The organism is Kribbella sp. NPDC031520 (genome assembly GCF_055580825.1).
The window spans coordinates 1668947-1690239 of record NZ_JBVIKS010000001.1 but is presented as its reverse complement, the minus strand read 5'-3'; the positions used below and the strand labels follow the sequence as shown (position 1 = coordinate 1690239).

Here is a 21293-nt window from a genome sequence, read left to right as displayed (position 1 = left end):
GGCTCCACTTCTACAATCACCACCGACCCCACTCCGCCATCGGAGGCCAACCACCCATCACCCGACTGACCAACCTCCCTGGACATCACATCTAGGTCCGGCGGGTCAGCCGGATCAGCGGGTGCCCTGGTACAGGCCGGGCGCGTAGGTGCGGGCGGCCTGGTCGAGGGCTGGGACGAGTTCGGGGTTGGGCCCGAGTGGGATGACGATCTGCCCGCTCGGGTCCTGAGCGAGCTCCGGATGCCGGATCAGGAAGTCGGGCGCGGCCGGGATCAGCAGGAGGCGGACGTACGGGCCGTAGACCTGCGGCAGGTTCGTCTGCGGGTTCCGGACCGTGTGGCCGGAGGTCAGTACGGCGAGACCGGCCAGCTCGCCCCAGTAGCAGCCCCACGACCCGGCGGGGTCCTCGTACCGCAGGCCGTTCGGGTCGAACCAGAAGCGCCGCGTCCGGGTCAGCGTCCGCAGCTTCAGCGCAGGGATACCGCCGACGAGCAGCAGGATCACCGTCAGCACCAGGAACGTGGTCCGTACGCTGCCGCTCGCCAGCACGCTCAGGACCAGGCAGACCGCGGCGGCGACGCCGAGCCCGACGATGCCCTTGACGATGGTGCGGCTGTTGCCGGCTGAGACGTCGATCGCGATGCTCATCGCCCCGACGCTAGCGGCTCAGGTGGTCAGCTCCTTGGACATCAGCGCGGTGACGGTGCCGTCGGGGAGGCGCTGGCTGCCGACCACCTCGTACCCTCGCCCGGTGTGGAAGGTGAAGGCCGGCGTTTCGGCCCGGACGGCGGCGACCACCCGGTCGAACGGCTGCGCGGAGCGTTCGATCGCCCGGTACACCTTCGTCGCGATGCCCTGGCGGCGGTGCTCGGGGTCGATCACGATCCGCTCGATCAGCAGGAACCGGTCCGCGTACGTCCGGGTGAACGACTCGAAGGCGAGCCCGTCGTACGCCGATCCGGGCGAGAACGTGAGCACGAAACCGGCCGGCGTACCGTCGAGGTCGACGACCACGGCGTGTGCGGCGATCAGCCGCAGCCAGTCCAGCCGGTCGGCGCCGAGCGGCTCGACGAGCCCGTCGGCGGTGGCGTTCAGCGCGACGACCGCGGCGGCGTCGGCGGCGGTCATCGGGCGGAGTCTCACACTGCCCAGGGTCGCACGGTAAACGCTTGCTCCGGGAGGGGTCTCCCTGGCTGCACCCTGGCCGGGACCCCGAAAATCGGGGCCCGCCCTTGGGAATGACCTGGGCCGTGTGCAATGTTGAGCCTAGTGAACTCAAGTTTGTTGCGTCACGGATTTGAACCGAGGCGGACGAACGGGCAACATTGAGTCTGCATCACTCAACTTCGTGGAGGTAAAGAATGGCCCGCGCGGTCGGAATCGATCTCGGTACGACGAACTCCGTCATCGCCGTACTGGAAGGTGGCGAGCCCACCGTCATCCCCAACGCCGAGGGAGCGCGCACGACGCCCTCGGTGGTGGCCTTCGCCAAGAACGGCGAGGTCCTGGTCGGCGAGGTGGCGAAGCGCCAGGCCACCACGAACGTCGACCGCACCATCCGCTCCGTCAAGCGGCACATGGGCGAGAACTGGTCCGTCGACATCGACGGCAAGAAGTTCACCCCGCAGCAGATCAGCGCGTTCGTGCTGCAGAAGCTGAAGCGGGACGCCGAGGCGTACCTCGGGGAGCAGGTCACCGACGCGGTCATCACCGTGCCGGCGTACTTCTCCGACGCGCAGCGCCAGGCGACCAAGGAGGCCGGCGAGATCGCGGGCCTGAAGGTGCACCGGATCGTCAACGAGCCGACCGCGGCCGCGCTCGCGTACGGCCTGGACAAGGGCGCCGAGCAGACCATCCTGGTCTTCGACCTCGGTGGCGGTACGTTCGACGTCTCGCTGCTGGAGATCGGCGACGGTGTCTTCGAGGTGAAGGCGACCAGCGGTGACAACCACCTCGGTGGTGACGACTGGGACAACCGGATCGTCCAGTGGCTGGTGACCCAGTTCAAGAACAAGAACGGCACCGACCTGTCCGGCGACAAGATGGCCATGCAGCGGCTGAACGAGGCCGCCGAGAAGGCCAAGATCGAGCTGTCCGCCGCGGCCGAGACCACGATCCACCTGCCGTACCTGAGCCTGACCGACTCCGGCCCGCTGCACCTGGAGGAGAAGCTCTCCCGGGCCGAGTTCCAGAAGATGACCAACGACCTGCTCGAGCGCGCCCGCGCCCCGTTCAAGGCCGTCATCAAGGACGCCGGGATCGACGTCAGCAAGATCGACCACGTGATCCTGGTCGGCGGTTCGACCCGGATGCCCGCGGTGGCCGACCTGGTCAAGGAGCTGACCGGTGGCAAGGACCCGAACAAGGGCGTGAACCCGGACGAGGTCGTCGCGGTCGGCGCCTCCCTGCAGGCCGGTGTGCTGAAGGGTGAGGTCAAGGACGTCCTGCTGCTCGACGTGACCCCGCTGAGCCTCGGCATCGAGACCAAGGGCGGCGTGTTCACCAAGATCATCGAGCGCAACACCACGATCCCGACCAAGGGCTCGGAGATCTTCACCACGGCCGAGGACAACCAGCCGTCGGTGATGATCCAGGTCTACCAGGGCGAGCGCGAGATGGCCCGCGACAACAAGTCGCTCGGCAACTTCGAGCTGACCGGCCTGCCGCCGGCGCCGCGGAACGTGCCGCAGATCGAGGTCACCTTCGACATCGACGCGAACGGCATCGTGCACGTGAACGCCAAGGACCTGGCCACCGGCAAGGAGCAGCGGATGACGGTGACCGGTGGCTCCGCGCTGCCGAAGACCGACATCGACCAGATGGTCCGCGACGCCGAGCAGTACGCCGAGGAGGACCGCAAGCGCCGCGAGGCCGTGGAGAACCGCAACCAGGCGGAGTCGCTGGTCTACCAGACCGAGAAGTTCCTGCAGGAGAACGAGGACAAGGTTCCGGACGACGTCAAGACCGAGGTCAAGGACGGCGTCGCCGAGCTGAAGAAGGCCCTCGAGGGTGAGGACGCCGACGTGATCAAGACCGCGTCGGAGAAGCTCGCCCAGTCCAGCCAGAAGATGGGTGCCGCGATGTACGCGAACGCCCAGGCCGCCGGCGGTTCGACCGACGGCGCCACCTCCGACGACGCGAGCTCGAGCAGCAGCACCGACGACGACGTCGTCGACGCCGAGATCGTGGACGAGGACCGGCCGCAGGACAAGACGGAGGACAAGTGACGGATCGACCGACTGGCAGCGAGTTCGGTGACGGCGAGCCCGTCATCCGCGACAAGCGCCGGATCGACCCGGACACCGGAAAGCTGCGGGAGCCCTCCGAAGGGGCTCCCGCGGCCGACGGCCCCGACGGCCAGCAGCCGCCGCGGGATCCGTCCGACCTGGTCGGTCCGTCCGCACAGGAGGCCCTGCTGACCGAGGCGCTGAAGGAACGTACGGCGGACCTGCAGCGACTGCAGGCGGAGTACGTGAACTACAAGCGCCGGGTCGACCGGGACCGCGAGGCGGCCCGCGAACTGGTGGTCGGCACCGTGCTCACCGAGTTGCTCGGGATCCTGGACGACATCGGCCGGGCCCGTGAGGCGGGTGAGCTGGAAGGCGCGTTCAAGGCGGTCTCCGAGTCGCTGGAGCGGGTCACCGAGAAGCTCGGCCTGGTGAAGTTCGGCGAGAAGGGCGACCCCTTCGACCCGCGGATCCACGAGGCCCTGCTGCACAACTACTCCGACGAGGTCGACGGCCCGACCGCGACCATGATCATGCAGCCGGGCTACCGCCTCGGTGAGCGGGTCCTGCGGGCGGCCCGGGTGGCCGTGTCGGAGCCGACCGAACAACTGCCGGCCGAAGCCGCGAAGGCCGACGCACCGGTGGAGAGCACTGATGACGACAAGCCCGCGGACGAGTCCGCGGAGTAACCGGCACGACGGGAGGGGAGGCGCCAGATGAGCACGAAGGACTGGATCGAGAAGGACTTCTACAAGGTGCTGGGCGTCTCCAAGACCGCCGAGCCCGACGAGATCAAGAAGGCCTACCGCAAGCTCGCGCGGCAGTACCACCCGGACTCCAACGCCGGCGACACGAAGGCGGAGGCCAAGTTCAAGGAGGTCTCCGAGGCGTACGACGTGGTCGGCGACCCGAAGAAGCGCAAGGAGTACGACGAGGCGCGGCGGCTGTTCGGCAGCGGCGGCTTCCGGATGCCGGGCGGCAGCAGCCAGGGCGGCGGGTTCGACTTCAACGTCGGTGACCTGTTCAACCGTGGCGGCCAGGGCGCCGGCGGCGGGCTGGGGGACATCCTGGGCGGCATGTTCGGCGGTGGTGGGCGGACCACGACCACCTCGACGACGGCCCGCCCGCGGCGCGGCCAGGACATCGAGACCGAGGCGACGATCGAGTTCGCCGAGGCCGTGAACGGTGTCACGGTCGGGCTCCGGATGACCAGCGACGAGCCGTGCCCGACCTGTCGCGGTACCGGCGCGAAGTACGGCACAGTGCCGAAGGTCTGCCTGAAGTGCGAGGGCACCGGGATGCAGACCTCGGTCCAGGGCGGCGTGTTCGCCATGACCGAGCCGTGCACCGAGTGCAAGGGCCGCGGTCTGGTCGTCGACCAGCCGTGCGAGACCTGCCACGGCTCCGGCCGCGGCCAGTCGAGCAAGACCATGCAGGTCCGCATCCCCGCGGGCGTGCAGGACGGTCAGCGGATCCGCCTGAAGGCCAAGGGCGCGGCGGGCGAACGGGGTGGCCCCGCGGGCGACCTCTACGTCACCGTGCACGTCAAGCCGCACCGGATCTTCGGCCGGCAGGGCGAGCACCTGACGCTGAGCGTCCCGGTGAGCTTCACCGAGGCGGCGCTGGGTGCCGAGATCAAGGTCCCGACCCTGGACGGCATGCCGGTCACGGTCCGGATCCCGGCCGGTACGGCGAACGGCAGCAAGCTGCGCGTCCGCGGCAAGGGTTCGGTGCGCCGGGACGGTACGAAGGGCGACCTGCTGCTCACCCTCGAGGTGCAGGTGCCGCACGAGTTGACCGACGAGCAGAAGGAAAAGCTGCAGGAGTTCAACTCCGCGTCCGACCATCCTGATCTGCGGGCCGGGTTGTTCGGGAGTTCCTGATGGGTATCCCGTTCAGCCAGGTGCCGACCTGGGACGACCGCACCCCGATCTACGTGATCTCGGTGGCGGCCCAGCTGGCCGGTATGCATCCGCAGACGTTGCGCCAGTACGACCGGCTCGGGCTGGTGGTGCCGAGCCGGGCGTCCGGCCGCGGCCGGCGGTATTCGGCCTACGACGTGGCCAAGCTCAGGTACGTTCAGCACCTGAGCCAGGAAGAGGGCGTCAACCTCGCGGGCATTCGGCACGTTCTCGCGCTACAGTCCGAAGTGGAGGACCTGCGTCAGCGGGTCAACCAGCTACTGGCAGAGGTCCAGCGTGGTGTCGGCGCCTCCCGGCGTCCCGCCGCGAGCCGGGTCTTCTCCGCCGGCCCCGCGGGCGACGTGATCGCCATGGGCCGGCAGCAGACCACGACCCGGTGGATCCGCACCCAGCCTCTGGAACTCGGCTCGCGCTGATCCCCCGCACAACAAGCCACCGGAGGCTTTCCGAACCACCCCTCGGGCACCTCCGGCGCGGCGGAGGTCGTCGTTTCCCCCATCGGCGCCTCCGCAAGTCGAAGGTGCGCTGTCCCCCCGGCGCCCTTCGGCCACCGCAGGGTGGTCCGTTGAGGACCGCCCTGCGGTTCTCTCGTTCACCGTCCGTGCCAGGACCGCCCTGCGGTTCTCGTTCACCGTCCGTTCCTGTTGTCTGCGGCGCGTGACCGCATACGCTGGCCAGGTGACGCTGAAGCTGGAGACGGACCGGCTTGTGATCCGGGACTGGGAGGAAGACGACGCCGACGCCGCGCTGGAGATCTTTGGCTCCGCCGACGTGGCGCCCTGGCTGTCACCGGCCATCGACAAGGTGCCGGACGCCGCGACCATGCGGCTGATCCTGCAGTCCTGGATCGAGGCCCAGCCGAACTTCGTGGTACCCGCGGGCCGCTGGGCGGTCGCGCGGCGCGCCGACGGCGAGGTCGTCGGCGCACTGCTGATCCGGCTGCTCCCGCCGTACGAGGAGGATCTGGAGATCGGCTGGCAGCTCCGCCCGAGCGCCTGGGGTCACGGGTACGCGACCGAGGCGAGCCGCGGCCTGATGCGCTGGGCGTTCAGCGGCGGTGAGGTCGACGAGCTGTTCGCCGTCGCCCGACCGGCGAACACCCGCGCGATCGCGACCGCGAAACGCCTCGGCATGGAGTGGGTCGGCGAGACCGACAAGTACTACGACCTCAATCTGCAGGTGTACCGGATCCGCGCGTCCGAGTTCGCCAGCTGATCAGTTTGCCCGCTCGAGGGGTGGTGCCGGAACCGGCGCCACCCCTCTCGTCCGTCCGGAACCCTGAGATGACCCTGGAATCTCCCAGAGTTGAGTGGAATGGACTCAAGTTTGGATAGGTTGTGTCTGGTGACTGTTGTTGCTGGAACTTGAAAGGCTGGAACCAGATGGACGTTCAGCGGTTGACGACCCTGGCGCGGGAAACCCTGTCGGTCGCGATCCGTCAGACCTCCGCGGCGGGCAACCCGACCGTGGAGCCGATTCACCTGCTGTCTGCGCTGCTCGCGCAGCCCGAGGGCACCACGATCGGCCTGCTCGAGGCGGCCGGCGGCGACCTCGACGCCGTACGCCGGAAGACCGCCGAGCAGCTGAGCCGCCTGCCGAAGGCGAGCGGTGGCAGCGTGCAGGCGCCGAGCCTGTCGCCGAAGACCGGTGACGTGCTGAACCAGGCGGAGCAGCGGGCCCTCGGGCTGGGTGACGAGTACGTCTCCACCGAGCACCTGCTGATCGCGCTCGCGACCGTCGAGACGCCGGCTCAGTCCGCGCTCGGTGTGACCGCCGATGCGCTGCTGAAGGCGTTCGACGAGATGCGCGGCAACCGCCGGATCACCTCGCCGGAGGCCGAAGGCACCACCAAGACGCTGGAGAAGTACGGCGTCGACCTGACCGAGCGGGCCAAGGACGGCAGGCTCGACCCGGTGATCGGGCGTGACTCCGAGATCCGCCGCGTGGTGCAGGTGCTGTCCCGCCGGACCAAGAACAACCCGGTGCTGATCGGTGAGCCCGGCGTCGGCAAGACCGCCGTCGTCGAGGGGCTGGCCCAGCGGATCATCGCGGGCGACGTCCCCGAATCGCTGCGCGGCCGCCGGCTGATCAGCCTCGACCTCGGCGCGATGGTCGCCGGTGCGAAGTACCGCGGTGAGTTCGAGGAGCGGCTGAAGGCCGTGCTGACCGAGATCAAGGAGTCCGACGGTCAGATCATCACGTTCATCGACGAGCTGCACACCGTCGTCGGCGCCGGTGCGTCCGGTGAGGGCGCGATGGATGCCGGCAACATGCTGAAGCCGATGCTGGCCCGCGGCGAGCTGCGGATGATCGGTGCGACCACGCTCGACGAGTACCGGACCCGGATCGAGAAGGACCCCGCGCTGGAGCGCCGGTTCCAGCAGGTGTTCGTGGGTGAGCCGAGTGTCGAGGACTCGATCGCGATCCTGCGCGGTCTGAAGGAGCGGTACGAGGCGCACCACAAGGTCGCGATCTCCGACTCCGCCCTGGTCGCCGCGGCGTCGCTGTCCAACCGGTACATCACCGGCCGGCAGCTGCCCGACAAGGCGATCGACCTGGTCGACGAGGCCGCGTCCCGGCTGCGGATGGAGATCGACTCGTCCCCGGTCGAGATCGACTCGCTGCGCCGTACCGTCGACCGGCTGAAGATGGAGGAGCTCGCGCTGTCCCGTGAGGACGACCCCTCGTCGCAGGAACGGCTGCAGCGGCTGCGCGCCGACCTCGCCGACCGCGAGGAGGAGCTGCGTGCGCTCGAGGCCCGGTGGGAGCGGGAGAAGTCCGGCCTGAACCGGGTCGGTGAGATCAAGGAGCGGATCGACGAGCTGCGCGGCCAGGCCGAACGGGCCCAGCGCGACGGCGACCTGGAGACCGCGGCCCGGATCCTGTACGGCGAGATCCCGCAGCTCACCAAGGAGCTCGAGGAGGCCGCCGACGCCGAGGAAGAGGTCGCCGAAGGCCCCGAAGCGATGGTGAACGAGGAGGTCGGCCCGACCGAGATCGCGGAAGTCATCGCGATGTGGACCGGCATCCCGACCGGGCGCCTGCTCGAGGGCGAGACCGGCAAGCTGCTCCGGATGGAGGACGAGCTCGGGCACCGGCTGATCGGTCAGCGCGAGGCGGTCAAGGCCGTCAGCGACGCCGTCCGGCGGGCCCGCGCGGGCATCTCCGACCCGGACCGGCCGACCGGATCGTTCCTGTTCCTCGGTCCGACCGGTGTCGGCAAGACCGAGCTGGCGAAGGCGCTCGCGGACTTCCTGTTCGACGACGAGCGGGCGATGGTCCGGATCGACATGTCGGAGTACGGCGAGAAGCACAGCGTCGCGCGGCTGGTCGGTGCTCCGCCCGGGTACGTCGGGTACGAGGAGGGCGGCCAGCTGACCGAGGCGGTCCGCCGTCGTCCGTACTCGGTGATCCTGCTCGACGAGGTGGAGAAGGCGCACCCCGAGGTCTTCGACATCCTGCTGCAGGTGCTCGACGACGGGCGGCTGACCGACGGCCAGGGTCGTACGGTCGACTTCCGGAACGTGATCCTGATCCTGACCAGCAACCTCGGTTCGGCGTACCTGGCCGACATGTCGCTGGACGACAAGGTCAAGCGGGACCAGGTGATGGCGGTCGTACGGACGTCGTTCAAGCCGGAGTTCATCAACCGGCTGGACGAGATCGTGCTGTTCGACGCGCTCGGCAGCGAGGAGCTGACGCAGATCGTCGGCCTGCAGATCGACAGCCTGCAGCGCCGGCTCACCGACCGGCGGATCACGCTGGACGTCGACGAGGGCGCGATGGAGTGGCTGGCGATGACCGGGTACGACCCGGTGTACGGCGCCCGTCCGCTGCGCCGGCTGGTGCAGTCCGCGATCGGCGACGAGCTCGCCCGCGGTCTGCTCGACGGCTCGATCCGCGACGGCGAGACCGTACGGGTGACGCTCAACGAGTCCAAGGACGCGCTGGACGTCTCTGCCGCACGATGAGTTGTGCATGGGGCCCGGTTCTTGCCGGGCCCCTTTCCTTTATGCGGGTTCGTAGCTGAGTGCGACGACGCCTGTCTCGAGGGTGTGTTGCGCCGTCAGTTTGAGCTCGGTGCGTGGGCCTTCGAGCTTCGTACCGGTGCCGAGGACGAGCGGGTGCACCAACAGGTCCAGCTGGTCGACCAGGCCGTTCTCCAGCAGGCTGTACAGAAGCGTCGGGTTGCCGTACATCATGATGTCGCCGCCGTCCTCCGCCTTGATCCGCTTGAGCGCCGCGATCGCGTCGCCCTTCAGGAGCGTCGCGTTCCAGGTCAGCTCGCCGGTCAAGGTGCTGGAGGCAACAAGTTTGGGCAGTTCGCGGAGGCGGTTCGCGTACGGGTCGTCCGCGTCGCCCCACGCGGCCGAGAACATCTCGTAGGTACGGCGTCCGCACAGGAAGTAGTCGCAGGACGCGAGCTTCTCGATGGACAGCCGGACCGCTTCGTCCTGGAAGTACGGCTGCGCCCAGCCGCCGAATGACGTACCGCCGATGCCGCCCGGATCCTCGACGACACCGTCGAGCGTGATCAGGGTCGAAGCAATGAGCTTGCGCATGATTCTCCTCTCGTCAGGTGTGTAGACCGGGCGCGCGGGCGAAAGGAATCGGGGAGAATGGACCGTGACTTCACGCGCTGACTGGATCAACACGACCCACGACTGGGCGGCCTCGGTCGACCGTGCACACCTGGAGGCGATCCGGGCCGATCCGGAGCGGTACGCGCCCGGCGGCGTACGGCATCTGCTGCTCGAGGTGCTCGCGTACGCGGACGACGAGGCGGAGTCGTTCGGGGAACGCGGCGCCTGCACCGTCGAACTGCACGCCGACGGCTCGATCGCGGTCACCGACTACGGCCGCGGCACCGACACCCGCGTCGACGAACATGGGAACGTCGTGCGGAAACCGGTGATGGCCACCAAGGACCTCCGCTTCTTCGACGACCCGTCCGCCCCGCTGCTACCGGACGGCCACCCGCGTCGCGGCGTGTCGGTGGTCGCTGCCCTCAGCCAGTGGCTCATCCACACGAACCGCCGCACGAACGGCTCCTGGACCCAGCGCTACGAACACGGCATACCGGTCACCGGCCTGGACCCGCTCGAGCCCGACGGCACCACCGGCACGACCGTCCACTTCCTCCCCGCCGCCGACGTGACGCCGCTCGACGGATTCCCGCACCTCGACATCTCCGTCGTACGGCTTGGGTGATCTGGGAGGATCGGGGGATACGGGGGTTGTGGAAGGACGGTTGATGACAGGGCAGCGCGGTGACGAGCCGGGCCCGTACAGCGGGTTGTTCGGTGGCGTTCCGGATCCGTACGACTACCGGGAGGTCGTCACCCCGAAGCAGGTCACGGTCGCCGCGGTCATCTCCGCCGGTCTCGGCGCGATGTGCCTGCTACTGGCCGGCCTGGCGCTCACGTCCGCCGGCGCCCAGATCTCCCAGGTCCTCACCGGCTCCCGCGGCAACACCCCGGTCGCCGTCGCGGCCGCTCTCGTCTGCGCGGTCATCTACCTGGTACCGGCCATCTACATCCGCAAGCGCCACTCGTGGGCCCGCTACATGCTGATCGCAGTAGCCGCCATGGGCATAGCCGGCGGCCTGATGGCTCTACCCGCAAGCCTCCTGGGCCTGGCGCTCCACGTCGCCCTGCTGACCCTCATGCTCCAACGTCCCACCAAACTCTGGTTCCACGTTCACTGAGGACGTCGCTAGAGCTTCTTCAGTCGGGTGAGGGCTTCTTGGAGGACTTCGGGTTGTTTGCAGAAGGCCCAGCGGACCAGGGGTTTCCCGGCTGATTGGTGGTCGTAGAAGACCTGGGTGGGGATGGCTACCACGCCGGTTTTCTCGGGGAGTTGGCGGCAGAACTCGATGCCGTCGGTGTGGCCGAGGGGGCGGATGTCGGTGGTGACGAAGTAGGTGGCGGCGGGGCGGTGGACCTCGAAGCCCAGCGTGGTCAGGCCGTCGCAGAGGAGGTCCCGGCGGGTGCGCAGGTCAGCGCACAACGTCTCGTAGTACTCGTTGCCTAGGGCAAGGGCATTGGCGACGGCGGGCTGGAACGGGGCGCCGGAGGTGTAGGTCAGGAACTGCTTGGCGGTGGTCACGGCAGTGACCACCTCGGGCGAGCCGGTGACCCAGCCGATCTTCCAGCCGGTGACCGCGAACGTCTTCCCGGCGCTGCTGATCGAAACGGTCCGGTCCGCCATCCCGTCGTACGTCGCCAGCGGCCGGTGCGTCCCGTCGTACACCAGGTGTTCGTAGACCTCGTCGGTGATGACGACCAGGTCGTGCTCGACGGCGACGTCGCGGATGCCGCGGAGTTCGTCGTCGGTGAGTACGGTGCCGGTCGGGTTGTGCGGGGAGTTGATCAGCAGCACCTTCGTCCGCGGCGTGACCGCGGCGCGGAGCTCGTCGAGGTCCAGGCGGTACGACGGGGCGCGCAACGTGACCGGTACGCGGCGGCCGCCGGCGAAGGCGATGCCGGCCGCGTACGAGTCGTAGTACGGCTCGAGCGCGATCACCTCGTCGCCGGGCTCGACGAACGCGAGCAGCGCGGCCGCGATCGCCTCGGTCGCGCCGGTGGTGACGAGGACCTGCGTGGCCGGGTCGTACGTGAGCCCGTAGAACCGCTGCTGGTGATCCGCGATCGCCTGCCGGAGCGCCGGTACGCCACGACCGGGCGGGTACTGGTTCGCACCGGAACGGATCGCGGCGATCGCGTCCTCGAGCAGCGAGTCCGGCCCGTCCCGGTCCGGGAAGCCCTGGCCCAGGTTCACCGATCCGGTCGCGACGGCGAGCGCGGACATCTCCGCGAAGATCGTCGTACCGAGGCCTTCCAACCGCTCAGCGTGTGCGCGCATCCATCAACCTTCGACGGCCGTGACCATGTGTGCAAGCCAGGCGCGCGCGGACGAGCGATCGGCCGCCGTGAACGACGCCTCGAGCTCGTCCTCGACCTTCCGGATCGCCGGGGTCGCCTCGTCGAGCCGGCGGGCTCCGGCGTCGGTCAGGTGGACCTGCTGGGTACGCCGGTCCTTCGGGTTCGGCCTGCGCTCGATCAGCCCGGCCCGCTCCATCCCGGTGATCAGCTCGTTGGCCGACTGCCGCGTGGTGCCGACCACCCGGCCGACGTCGGCGATGGTCAGACCCGGATCCTTCCGGACGCAGAGCAGCGTCCCGTACTGCTGCACCGACAGCCCGTGCTCGTCGAGCGCCTCGGCGAGCACGGAGCGCATGCTCAGCCAGGCGTGCCGGACGAGGAACGTCACGCAGCCGTCGTCGCCATAGGAGTCCATGCTCCCCATTCTGCCCGGGTCCGTGAGTGGACACGAAAAGGAGATTGACAGGTTCCTGTCAATCGAGGATGATCGAGTTCTCGTCAGGGTCCTGACAATTATAGGAGATTTCGTGTCCTCCATCGACCTCATCCCCGAGCGGCGGCAACGCCGCATTCTCGCCATCCTGGTCGTCTCGGCGGTCCTGATCTGGATCGACTCGACCGTTCTCGGTATCGCTCTCGAACGCCTGGCCGACCCCGTCCATGGCCTCGGCGCCACGCCGGGCCAACTCCAGTGGGCCGTCGGCATCTATTCACTGCTCTTCGCCACCGCGCTGTTCCTGGCCGGTGCTCTCGGTGACCGCTACGGGCACCGGACCGTCCTCATGCTCGGTCTGCTGATCTTCGGTGGCGCCTCGGCCTGGGCCGCCTGGGCCACCGGACCGGTCGCGCTCGTCCTGGCTCGCGCCGCGATGGGCCTCGGCGGCGCGCTGATCATGCCGACCTCGATGGCCATCATCGGCTGGACGTTCCCACCGGAACGCCGGGCGGGCGCGATCGCGATCTGGGGCTCGTCGGCTGGTGTCGGCGTCGCCGTCGGACCGGTGCTGGGCGGCTTGCTGATCGACCACTTCTGGTGGGGTTCGGTGTTCACCATCAACCTGCCGATCGTCGCGTTCGGCCTGGTCGGCGCGGCGCTCGTCCTGCCGAACCCACGAAGCCCACAGCGCCGCCGGCTCGATCCGCTCGGCCTCGGCCTGTCCACCCTCGGTCTGCTCGGCCTCTCGTACGGACTGATCGAAGGCGGCCACCAGGGCGGCTGGAACCGCTGGCAGGTCTGGGCGAGCATTGCGGCTGGATTGGTCCTGCTCGCCGGATTCATCTTCTCCGAGTGGCGGGAACGGGAGCCGAGCTTCGATCCGCGCCTGTTCCGCAACCGCCGGTTCGCGGCCGGCAACTTCACCCTGGCGGTCGTGTTCCTGCTACTGACCGGCCAGAGTTTCTACCTCGCGTTCTACCTGCAGGGCGCCCGCGGGATGAGCGCCCTGTCGGCCGGTCTGATGTCGTTGCCTGCGGCAAGCGGTGTCATCGTCGGCTCGCAGTTGGGTTCGAGGCTGGCAGCCCGGTTCGGCGTCGCCAAGGTCTCGGGTACGGCGGTCTTCGTGCTGGCGGCGTGCTCCTCGATGAACCTGCTCTACGACGTCGACACCTCGCTGGTGTGGGTCGGAGTGGTCGGCGCACTCGTGGGTCTGTCCATCGGTATGACCACGGCCCCGACCACGACCGCGGTACTGGCGACGCTTCCGCTCGATCGCATGGGCGCCGGGTCGGCCGTCAACAACGTCCTTCGCCAGGTCGGCAGCGTCCTCGGGGTCGCCATTCTCGGCACGATCGTCTCGTCGACGTACCAGCATCGGATCGCGCCGTCGCTCGTCGGCCTCCCGGATGCCGCCGGTACATCGGCCGAGGCGACCCGGCACGTGGCGGGCACGCTCGGCCGCCCGGAGTTGGTGAAGGCCGCGAACGACGCCTTCATCCACGCCATGCATGTCGCGGCCCTGGTCGGTGCCGGCATCGTCCTGGTCGGCGCCGTAGTCCTGGTGCTCGCGTTCCGGGTGCCCAGGCCATCACAATCGCCGGCTCCCCAGCCCGGCGAGCGTAAGCCCGCCGACGCCGGACGATTGTGATGGGCTGAGGATCCTCAGTTCCAGGGTGACGGCGGCGGGGGCGGTACGACGGTGGGCCGGTCCTCGCACCAGCTCGCGCCGGTCCAGCCGCCGTCGTTGCCGCCCAGGTCGCGGACCTCGAACTCCGGCGGTCCATTGAAGTGGAACGTCCCGCAGTTGTTCACGAACGGCGCCCCGACGTTGCGGGCGTCGACGTTCTCGAACGTCGCCCAGCCGCCGACCCGGGCGTTCACCACGTTCGTCCCGGTGCCGTCGACGTGGATGTTGCGGACGGCAACTCCTCTGATCGCGTAGTCGTCCTTCACCGGCCAGTCGACGACGAACATCATCGCGTTGTACGTCGAGTCCAGGAACGAGCTGTCGGTGATCTCGATCCGGGCGGACATCGAGGACTGCAACGCGTACAGCCAGATCGCGCCGAGGCCGATGTCCCAGTTGAGGTCGCGCGGTCCGCCGCGGACGGTGGTGTTCCGCGCGAACGTCAGCGTCCCCTCGAACGGTGTCGCGTTGAACCGGGACCCGGCGTGCAGTGTGCTGCCCTCGCGGATCGGATCCGCGACCAGGTTGTCGGTGACCGCGTTGTCCCGCCCGCCGTAGATCGCGATGTCGTTCGCGACGACCGGTGTCTGCACGGTGTTGTGGTCGTACACGTTGTCGTGATCAGCCAAGTTCTCCGACCACATGGCCATACCGTCGTCGCCGCTGTTCCGGATGAAGTTGTTGGTCGCCCTGACGTTGGACACGCCCAGGTGCAGGTTGATGCCGTCAGCAACCGAATCGGTGATCACGTTGTTCCGGATCAGCAGGCCGTCCAACGGGCCGTCCAGCCAGATCCCGACCTTGGTGTGGTGCAGGTACAGGTTCTCGATCGTCGAGCCGCCGCCGATCGCGCCGCCGATCCCGTTCACCTGGTCGGTGTCGATGCGCTCGCGGACGTCACTCTCGATCGCGAAATCGGACAGGTGGACGTCGGTACTGCCGGTGTACTTGCCGTAGAACCCCGGCGCGCTGTGCGTCGACTTGTCCGGCGCCGGTTCGGCGAGCGGCAGGACCTTGCCCTTGATGATCGTCCACCAGTTGCCGGCGCCGCGGATCGTGACCTGGTCGACGACGATGTGGCGGTTCACCTGGAACGTGCCCGCGGGGATGAACACGGACCGGCCGAGCTTCTTCGCGGCGGCGATCGTACGGTCGATCGCGGGCGCCGCGTCGCGGTGGCCGGTCGGGTCGGCACCGAACAGCCGTACGTCGAGCGACCGCTTCGGCTGCTCGAGTGGCGCTTGGACGAGCTCGAAGTCGGCGACGTCGAGGACGGTCCAGGCTGCGGGCGTGTTCTGCGGTACGGCGAACCGTACGCGATCGCCGGCCTGGTACGTGTGGTCGAGGAGGACGCGCTGCTCGTCGTAGAAGTGGTTCGGGCGGAACGGTTTCGCGACCGGGTCGGGTTCGGGTTTCCACCAGCCGGGGATCGGGTCGACGTTCGGGTCGTTCGAGAACGGATACATGCCGTAGAGCCAGGCGTACTGCGATGTCAGCGTCATCGTGCGCTTGTGCTTGCCGTTGACGGTGACGTCGAGGGGCGCGGTGATGCCGCCGCCCGCCGGTGCGTCCGGGATGCTGTAGCGGAGGGTGAAGGCGTTCGCGGGGCGGGTCAGGGTGAACTCGACGTACTGCTTGGGTTGCAGGCGTACGGCGGTGCGGTTGGAGGCCTCGGCGGGGAGCGTGTACGCGTCCCGCCCTGGGCCGATCCGTTCGCCGGTGAAGGTGGCGTTCTCTGCCTCCTGCTCGACGAACGGTACGTCGGCGCCGCGGCCTGCTACGAGTGCTGGATCGAGGCCGGCGCGGGTGATGCGCGGGGACGTCGTGGCGGTTGCCGGTTGGGCTGTGGTGCTCAGCAGCGCGATCGTGAGTGCGACGGCGAGCAGGTGTGAACGGGACATTGGCGGATCCCCTCCGGACGAAGTGTCTGGAGGTTATGCAGCCGACGTGCTCAGCGCAAGATCTCGACAGGTTACAGAAATTTCCGAACCATGAAGATGTCCACGGGGTCTTCGCTCTCGACGACGAAGCCGTGCCGTTCGTACAGGCGGCGGGCCGGACTCCCTTGCAATACGTTCAACCTGACGGTCGAACGGTCCGCATCGGCGGCAGCCAGCACAGTTCCCAGAACTGCGGTGCCGAGCCCCCTGCCGTGGTGGCGCGGGTCGAGGTAGAAGTGCTCGAGCCAGCTGGCGTCGCCCGCCGGGCGGAGGGCGATCGAGCCGGCGAAGGTGCCTTCGACCTCGACGATCTGGGTGTGGGCAGGTGTGAACGAGTCGCGGAGGCGTTGGCGGACCCGGTGGTCGTCGTAGCGGCCCAGGCGTTCGAGGTCGGGGCGCATGGCGGCGGCGCGGATCTCGGCGAGCGGTTCGAGGTCGGCGGTGGTCGCGGGGCGGAGGGTCCAGTTCATGCGAGCCTTTGGTTCGGTACGGAGGGCGAGTTCACGCGGGTCTTGGGTCGGGGCGGAGGGCTCGGAGCCAGAGTTCGGTTTGGGCTATGTGGGCGGACGCGGCGGTGGCGGCGGCGGCCGGGTCGCGGGTCTGGATGGCGGCGAGGATCGCGCGGTGGCCGCGGTCGCTGGTCTGTTTGATCGCATCGAAGTCCGCGCCGGGTTCGAAGATCCGGTAGTGCCCGCCGCGGCCGCGGATCACCTCGGTGAGCGCGGTGACGGTCGGGTTGCCGCCGGCGACGCAGATCAAGCCGTGGAACTCGGCGTCCAGGTGCTGGATCTCGGTCGCGTCGGTGGTCGCCTCCAGCCGGTCGAGTACGGCGCACAGCCGGTCCGCGAGCTCCGGGTCCTGCCGGGCGGCTGCGAGCGCGGTGGCGTGTGACTCGAGCACCCGCCGTACCTCGAGCAGCTGCAGCACGCCCTCGAGCGGGATGAGCTCGACCGACAGTGAGAACCGGCTGATGATCTCGGCCGGGTCGAGCGCGGACACGTACGTGCCTGAGCCGTGCCGGGACTCGATCACGCCCAGCGCGCCGAGCGAACGGACTGCCTCGCGCAGCGAGCTCCGGGACACGCCCAGGTGGTCGCACAGCTCCGGCTCCGGCGGGAACTTCGCCCCCGGCCCGAGCTCGCCGGACGCGATCATCTGCCGCAACCCGGCCAGCGCCTTGTCCGTAGCAGCCATCTCTCACCTCCTCCCGAAGCGTAATTCCTCAGACCATTCCAGGTCACATCCAGCCAGACTGAGCCTATTCGGAGTGGCCGGCTCGAAGATTCATCAGACGTATGCCCGGATGAACCCCGGTAGATCGGAGGCCCGCCAGCGTCGCTCGGCCAGTTGCTCGGACGGCGTCCGGCCGTTGACCCAGACGGTGGTCATCCCGCGCTCGTGCGGCAGCGCGAGGTTCACCTCGAGGTCGTCGAACATCGCCGCCCGTACCGGGTCGACGGTGAACCGGGCGAGGAACGCGTCCAGGCTCTCGGCGTACGGCTTCGGGATCAGTTCCCCGGCGAGGATGTCGAAGACGCCGTCGATGCGATCGGTCAGTCCCAGCCGGGTGAGTACCTGCTCGGCGTGGTACGCCGACCCGTTCGTGTACACGTACCGCCGCCCGGGCAGCGTCGCGAGCGCGGCGACCATCGCCGGGTCCGGTGCGATCACCGAGTAGTCGATCCGGCGCTCGAAGTCGAGGAAGTGGTGCGGGTCGATCGTCCCGGTGACCATCGCGCCGCGCAGCGACGTGCCGTACTCCGCGACCAGCTCGGCCTGGATCCGGCGGGCTCCGGCGGCATCGGTGCCGTAGTACTGCGCGAGGGTCGAGAGGATGCCGTGCATGAGCTGCGCGGAGAGCGCGGATCCGGCCGGGTACAGCGTGTTGTCGAGGTCCAGGACCCAGGTGTCGATGTCCGCCAGCACCCGACCAGGGTAAGTGACACACTGGGAGCGTCATCGATGGGAGGACTCGCATGCCGACTGCGCTCGTGACCGGACCGGCGACCGGGATCGGCCGGGCGTTCGCGGACAAGCTGGCCCGGGAGGGGTACGACCTGGTGCTGGTGTCGCGGGACGAGGCACGGCTCAAGGAGACCGCGACTGAGCTGACCCGGCTGCACGGGGTCGAGTGCGAGGTACTGGCCGCGGACCTGACCGACCCGGACGACCTCGCCCGGGTCGAGGAGCGCTTCCGTACCGGGCCGGTCGAAGTACTCGTGAACAACGCCGGCTTCGGGCAGAAGAAACCGTTCTGGGAGAACCCGGTCGACGTCGAGGAGAAGCAACTCGACCTGCTGGTTCGGGTCGTACTGCGACTCACCCACGCCGCCGTACTGCCGATGATCGAGCGCGGCTCCGGTGCCGTGATCAACGTGTCGTCGGTCGCGGGGTTCCTGCAGCGGAACATCTACAGCGCGCACAAGGCCTGGGTCACGAGCTTCTCCGCCGGACTGGCGACGGGGCTGCACGCCCAGGGTGTCGCGGTGATGGCGTTGTGCCCGGGGTTCGTGCACACCGAGTTCCACGACCGGATGGCGATGGACAAGTCGGTCATCCCGTCGTTCATGTGGCTGGACGCGACCGACCTGGTCGACGCCGCCTGGAAGGACCTGATGGCCGGCAAGCCGATCTCGATCCCCAGTCGCCGCTACAAGCTGATCGCCGCCATCGCACGGTTCACGCCGCGGGCGCTGATCGCGCGGGTGTCAACCGTTGGACTGGACGGTCGCCGCCGGCCGTAGCGACTCGTACAGCGTCTTGGCCAGCGCCCCGGCGTACTTGTCGAGCTCGTCGCCGGACGGCGTGATCCCGGTGAAGTTCACCTCGAACCCGCGCTGGAAGCACGCTCCGAACAACAGGGCCGCCGCGGCCGGGACATCAGCGGTACGGCGGATCCGCCCGAGTTTCTGCTCCGCGCGGAGGTAACGGATCAGGCCCTCCTGCGCGCGGTGCGGGCCCGCGTTCAGTTGCTCGAGGCGGAGCCGGTGCGCGGTCAGCAGCTCGCGGGACGAGAACAGCGACACCAGGATCGGGAAGCCCTCGACGTAGAAGTCGATCGCTGTCCGGGCCAGTTGGGTCAGGTTGCCGCGGACCGTACCGTTGCCGGGGTTGCCGATCAGCTCCTTCAACGACCCGGGCAGCTCGGGCATCCGTTCGTGCAGGACCGCGAGCAGGATCGCCGACTTGTCCGCGAAGTGCTTGTAGAGCGCGGCTTCGGAGTACCCGGCGACCTGGGCGATCGACTTGGTCGTCGCCTTCGCGTACCCCTGCGTCCGCAGCACGTCCGCGGCCGCGTCCAGAATCTCGTCCCTGGTTCCCACCTGCGCAGCCTACCTTGACAGGTTGGTGAGTGTTCACTAACCATAGTGGGTGAGTGTTTACTAACCTGAAGGGGTCGAGATGAAGCTGGTTGTGTTCGGGGCGTCCGGACGGATCGGGACCGAGCTGGTGCGCCAAGGCGTGGCGGCCGGGCACGAGGTCACCGCGGTGGTCCGCAAGGGCTCGAGTCTGCAGGTGGAGCTACCCGAGCTCAGGCTGGTCGCGGCCCGGACCGGTGTGGCCGGCGGCCTCGCCGAGGTGGTGACCGCCGACGTGATGGACCCGAAGTCGATCGCCCCGGTGATCGCCGGGCACGACGCCGTACTGTCCGCCCTCGGCCCGCGTCCGAAGGGTCCGAGCGACGTGCTGACGAGCAGCGCCCGCAGCATCCTCCAGGCGATGGGCGACGTACGCAGGTACCTGGTCGTGAGCGTGGCCGGCATTCACGGGGGCAACGACGACCCGTTCACGCAGTTCGTCGTGAAGCCGATTCTGCAACGCCTCCTCCGCGAAGGGTTCGCCGACGCCCGCCAGATGGAGGAACTGGTCGGCGCGAGCACCGTCGACTGGACGATCTGCTGCCCACCCCGCCTGAGCGACAAGCCCGCGAAGGGCACGTTCCGCAGCAACACCGAAGGATCCGTCCGCGGCGGCTTCACGATGACTCGCGCGGACGTCGCCACCTACATGCTCAAGGCGATCGACGACACCGCTTTGATCCGCAAGACAGTGGTGATCTCGAACTAGTGTCCTGAGTCGGAAGTTCGGCGAGAGATTTCGGTGGTCAGGTGCGTGCATCGGGGTGCTTGGTCAGTGGCCTCGATGCGGAGCATCGTGGGCGCTGGGCAAGTGCCGCGAGGTGCGTGCCTGGGCGCCGAAAGCGCCGTCGAACTTCCGACTCAGGACACTACAGTTTTTCGGCGACCTCGGTGAGGACGGCGAGGGTCGCGGTGATGAGTGGGTGGTCGGCGCGGCTGGTGCGGACGGCTGCGTAGACGCGGCGGGTGGGGGCCGGGTCGGTGAGCCGGCGGATCAGGGCGAGGGTCGGTTCGGGTACGGCCAGCCGCGGCACGAGCGAGACGCCGCCGCCGGCCGCGACCAGGGCGGCGACTGCGCGGAAGTCGTCGGACTGGTGGACGACGCGGGGCTGGAATCCGGCTTGTTCGCAGGCGAGCAGGACGACGTCGCGGATCGGGTTGCCGGGAGTGGTCATCACCCAGTCGTCTCCTCCGAGCATGCTCAGGTCGAGTGCGTCGTGCCCGGCGGCCGGATGTGCGGGTGGGAGGACGGCGACGAACGGCTCGGCGTACAAGGGGATCCGGGCCAGCCGATGGTCGTCGGGGCGGGGTGAGCCGCGATGCTCGACGGCGATCGCGAGGTCGGCGTCGCCGTCGAGCAGGTAGGTGATGCCCTGGTGGCCCTCGGCGTCGCGGACGACCAGGTCGAGACCGGGGCTGGTCTCGCGGAGCCGGGTGAGGGCCGGCGCGACCAGCAGGGTGATCGCGGTCGCGAACGCGACCACCCGAACCTCGCCGTTCGCGCCGTTCGCGTGCAGTCGCATCGCGTCCTCGGCGCGTTCGACCTCGGCGAGGATCGTGTCCGCGTGGGCGAGCAGCAGCCGGCCGGCGGACGTGATCGCGACCCGGCGGCCGCGGCGTTCGAGCAGTTCCTGGCCGATCTCGGTCTCCAGCGCCGCCAGTTGCTGCGAGACCGCGGACGGCGTCAGGTGCAGCACCTCGGCGGCCGCGGTCACGGTGCCGTGGTCAGCAAGCGCGCGCAACACCTTCAGGCGTCGTACCTCGATCACGGAGTTCAGCTTGGCATACGAGCATGGGCCCGACCTTCGGCGGTGCAGGGCGTACGAGCCACCGGTTCA

22 protein-coding genes are annotated in these 21293 nt (G+C 68.8%); 11 read left to right on the top strand and 11 right to left on the bottom strand.

Annotation, left to right across the window (positions count from 1 at the left end; all coding sequences use genetic code 11):
- Window positions 1-114 precede the first annotated feature (114 nt).
- Complete coding sequence (locus tag ACZ5BU_RS08530; protein WP_465696680.1) at window positions 115-648, bottom strand: hypothetical protein; 534 nt, start codon at window positions 646-648, stop codon at window positions 115-117.
- Window positions 649-666: 18 nt separating this feature from the next.
- Window positions 667-1143 (bottom strand): GNAT family N-acetyltransferase, encoded by a 477-nt coding sequence (locus ACZ5BU_RS08525; protein WP_465696678.1) that lies wholly within the window; start codon window positions 1141-1143, stop codon window positions 667-669.
- Window positions 1144-1361: 218 nt separating this feature from the next.
- On the opposite strand from ACZ5BU_RS08525, the gene dnaK reads away from it, so the two are divergent.
- The 6 genes from dnaK (at window position 1362) to clpB (ending at window position 9120) form a co-directional block, all read left to right on the top strand.
- The gene (dnaK, locus tag ACZ5BU_RS08520) at window positions 1362-3227 is read left to right on the top strand and encodes a molecular chaperone DnaK (RefSeq protein WP_465696676.1); all 1866 of its coding nucleotides are present in this window, start codon (window positions 1362-1364) and stop codon (window positions 3225-3227) included.
- The gene (gene grpE / locus ACZ5BU_RS08515; RefSeq protein WP_465696674.1) at window positions 3224-3916 is read left to right on the top strand and encodes a nucleotide exchange factor GrpE; all 693 of its coding nucleotides are present in this window, start codon (window positions 3224-3226) and stop codon (window positions 3914-3916) included. The genes dnaK and grpE overlap by 4 nt, the downstream gene beginning before the upstream one ends.
- Before the next feature lie 27 nt (window positions 3917-3943).
- Entirely contained in the window at window positions 3944-5110 is a 1167-nt protein-coding gene (gene dnaJ / locus ACZ5BU_RS08510; RefSeq protein WP_465696672.1) for a molecular chaperone DnaJ, read from the top strand.
- The gene (locus tag ACZ5BU_RS08505; RefSeq protein ID WP_465696670.1) at window positions 5110-5565 is read left to right on the top strand and encodes a heat shock protein transcriptional repressor HspR; all 456 of its coding nucleotides are present in this window, start codon (window positions 5110-5112) and stop codon (window positions 5563-5565) included. The genes dnaJ and ACZ5BU_RS08505 overlap by 1 nt, the downstream gene beginning before the upstream one ends.
- 262 nt (window positions 5566-5827) lie before the next feature.
- Window positions 5828-6364 carry a GNAT family N-acetyltransferase gene (locus ACZ5BU_RS08500; protein ID WP_465696668.1) on the top strand — a complete coding sequence of 179 codons (537 nt, stop codon included), beginning with the start codon at window positions 5828-5830 and terminating at the stop codon, window positions 6362-6364.
- Window positions 6365-6531: 167 nt separating this feature from the next.
- A complete protein-coding gene (clpB, locus tag ACZ5BU_RS08495) occupies window positions 6532-9120 on the top strand; it encodes an ATP-dependent chaperone ClpB (RefSeq protein WP_465696666.1) in 2589 nt (862 codons plus the stop codon).
- 39 nt (window positions 9121-9159) lie between these two features.
- Here clpB and ACZ5BU_RS08490 read toward each other — a convergent pair whose 3' ends face one another.
- Window positions 9160-9711, bottom strand: coding sequence for a dihydrofolate reductase family protein (locus ACZ5BU_RS08490; RefSeq protein ID WP_465696664.1), 552 nt, complete (start codon window positions 9709-9711; stop codon window positions 9160-9162).
- 64 nt (window positions 9712-9775) lie between these two features.
- On the opposite strand from ACZ5BU_RS08490, the gene ACZ5BU_RS08485 reads away from it, so the two are divergent.
- Entirely contained in the window at window positions 9776-10360 is a 585-nt protein-coding gene (locus ACZ5BU_RS08485) for a hypothetical protein (protein ID WP_465696662.1), read from the top strand.
- 43 nt (window positions 10361-10403) lie between these two features.
- Window positions 10404-10856: a hypothetical protein gene (locus ACZ5BU_RS08480; RefSeq protein ID WP_465696660.1), complete on the top strand. Its 453-nt coding sequence runs from the start codon at window positions 10404-10406 to the stop codon at window positions 10854-10856.
- An 8-nt stretch (window positions 10857-10864) separates the two neighbouring features.
- On the opposite strand, the gene ACZ5BU_RS08475 is transcribed toward ACZ5BU_RS08480, so the two are convergent.
- Window positions 10865-12013, bottom strand: a complete 1149-nt coding sequence (locus ACZ5BU_RS08475) for a pyridoxal phosphate-dependent aminotransferase (RefSeq protein WP_465696659.1) — start codon at window positions 12011-12013, stop codon at window positions 10865-10867.
- Between the two features lie 3 nt (window positions 12014-12016).
- Window positions 12017-12448, bottom strand: a complete 432-nt coding sequence (locus tag ACZ5BU_RS08470; RefSeq protein WP_465696657.1) for a MarR family winged helix-turn-helix transcriptional regulator — start codon at window positions 12446-12448, stop codon at window positions 12017-12019.
- A gap of 112 nt (window positions 12449-12560) precedes the next feature.
- Here ACZ5BU_RS08470 and ACZ5BU_RS08465 point away from each other — a divergent pair, with 112 nt between their 5' ends.
- Entirely contained in the window at window positions 12561-14117 is a 1557-nt protein-coding gene (locus ACZ5BU_RS08465; protein ID WP_465696656.1) for an MFS transporter, read from the top strand.
- Window positions 14118-14131: 14 nt separating this feature from the next.
- Here ACZ5BU_RS08465 and ACZ5BU_RS08460 read toward each other — a convergent pair whose 3' ends face one another.
- The 4 genes from ACZ5BU_RS08460 to ACZ5BU_RS08445 all read right to left on the bottom strand — a co-directional run bounded on the left by ACZ5BU_RS08460 (window position 14132) and on the right by ACZ5BU_RS08445 (window position 18022).
- Complete coding sequence (locus ACZ5BU_RS08460) at window positions 14132-16057, bottom strand: glycosyl hydrolase family 28-related protein (RefSeq protein WP_465696654.1); 1926 nt, start codon at window positions 16055-16057, stop codon at window positions 14132-14134.
- A 71-nt stretch (window positions 16058-16128) separates the two neighbouring features.
- A complete protein-coding gene (locus ACZ5BU_RS08455) occupies window positions 16129-16566 on the bottom strand; it encodes a GNAT family N-acetyltransferase (protein WP_465696652.1) in 438 nt (145 codons plus the stop codon).
- A gap of 31 nt (window positions 16567-16597) precedes the next feature.
- Entirely contained in the window at window positions 16598-17290 is a 693-nt protein-coding gene (locus ACZ5BU_RS08450; protein ID WP_465696650.1) for a FadR/GntR family transcriptional regulator, read from the bottom strand.
- 93 nt (window positions 17291-17383) lie between these two features.
- Window positions 17384-18022, bottom strand: a complete 639-nt coding sequence (locus ACZ5BU_RS08445; protein ID WP_465696648.1) for an HAD family hydrolase — start codon at window positions 18020-18022, stop codon at window positions 17384-17386.
- Window positions 18023-18072: 50 nt separating this feature from the next.
- Here ACZ5BU_RS08445 and ACZ5BU_RS08440 point away from each other — a divergent pair, with 50 nt between their 5' ends.
- The gene (locus ACZ5BU_RS08440) at window positions 18073-18840 is read left to right on the top strand and encodes an SDR family NAD(P)-dependent oxidoreductase (RefSeq protein WP_465696646.1); all 768 of its coding nucleotides are present in this window, start codon (window positions 18073-18075) and stop codon (window positions 18838-18840) included.
- On the opposite strand, the gene ACZ5BU_RS08435 is transcribed toward ACZ5BU_RS08440, so the two are convergent.
- Entirely contained in the window at window positions 18805-19419 is a 615-nt protein-coding gene (locus ACZ5BU_RS08435) for a TetR/AcrR family transcriptional regulator (protein ID WP_465696644.1), read from the bottom strand. The genes ACZ5BU_RS08440 and ACZ5BU_RS08435 overlap by 36 nt on opposite strands.
- Before the next feature lie 79 nt (window positions 19420-19498).
- On the opposite strand from ACZ5BU_RS08435, the gene ACZ5BU_RS08430 reads away from it, so the two are divergent.
- Complete coding sequence (locus tag ACZ5BU_RS08430) at window positions 19499-20164, top strand: NAD(P)-dependent oxidoreductase (RefSeq protein WP_465696643.1); 666 nt, start codon at window positions 19499-19501, stop codon at window positions 20162-20164.
- A gap of 160 nt (window positions 20165-20324) precedes the next feature.
- Here the strand turns inward: ACZ5BU_RS08430 and ACZ5BU_RS08425 are convergent, their stop codons facing one another.
- Window positions 20325-21224, bottom strand: coding sequence for a LysR family transcriptional regulator (locus ACZ5BU_RS08425; protein ID WP_465696641.1), 900 nt, complete (start codon window positions 21222-21224; stop codon window positions 20325-20327).
- Window positions 21225-21293 lie beyond the last annotated feature (69 nt).

Bases quoted from the DNA above. Each gene is read 5' to 3' on its own strand.
- ACZ5BU_RS08490 (WP_465696664.1), bottom strand. From the start codon at position 9,711: ATGCGCAAGCTCATTGCTTCGACCCTGATCACGCTCGACGGTGTCGTC.
- ACZ5BU_RS08480 (WP_465696660.1), top strand. From the start codon at position 10,404: ATGACAGGGCAGCGCGGTGACGAGCCGGGCCCGTACAGCGGGTTGTTC.
- ACZ5BU_RS08505 (WP_465696670.1), top strand. From the start codon at position 5,110: ATGGGTATCCCGTTCAGCCAGGTGCCGACCTGGGACGACCGCACCCCG.
- dnaJ (WP_465696672.1), top strand. From the start codon at position 3,944: ATGAGCACGAAGGACTGGATCGAGAAGGACTTCTACAAGGTGCTGGGC.
- clpB (WP_465696666.1), top strand. From the start codon at position 6,532: ATGGACGTTCAGCGGTTGACGACCCTGGCGCGGGAAACCCTGTCGGTC.
- ACZ5BU_RS08470 (WP_465696657.1), bottom strand. From the start codon at position 12,448: ATGGACTCCTATGGCGACGACGGCTGCGTGACGTTCCTCGTCCGGCAC.
- ACZ5BU_RS08440 (WP_465696646.1), top strand. From the start codon at position 18,073: ATGCCGACTGCGCTCGTGACCGGACCGGCGACCGGGATCGGCCGGGCG.
- ACZ5BU_RS08430 (WP_465696643.1), top strand. From the start codon at position 19,499: ATGAAGCTGGTTGTGTTCGGGGCGTCCGGACGGATCGGGACCGAGCTG.
- dnaK (WP_465696676.1), top strand. From the start codon at position 1,362: ATGGCCCGCGCGGTCGGAATCGATCTCGGTACGACGAACTCCGTCATC.
- ACZ5BU_RS08460 (WP_465696654.1), bottom strand. From the start codon at position 16,057: ATGTCCCGTTCACACCTGCTCGCCGTCGCACTCACGATCGCGCTGCTG.
- ACZ5BU_RS08475 (WP_465696659.1), bottom strand. From the start codon at position 12,013: ATGCGCGCACACGCTGAGCGGTTGGAAGGCCTCGGTACGACGATCTTC.
- ACZ5BU_RS08530 (WP_465696680.1), bottom strand. From the start codon at position 648: ATGAGCATCGCGATCGACGTCTCAGCCGGCAACAGCCGCACCATCGTC.
- ACZ5BU_RS08450 (WP_465696650.1), bottom strand. From the start codon at position 17,290: ATGGCTGCTACGGACAAGGCGCTGGCCGGGTTGCGGCAGATGATCGCG.
- ACZ5BU_RS08455 (WP_465696652.1), bottom strand. From the start codon at position 16,566: ATGAACTGGACCCTCCGCCCCGCGACCACCGCCGACCTCGAACCGCTC.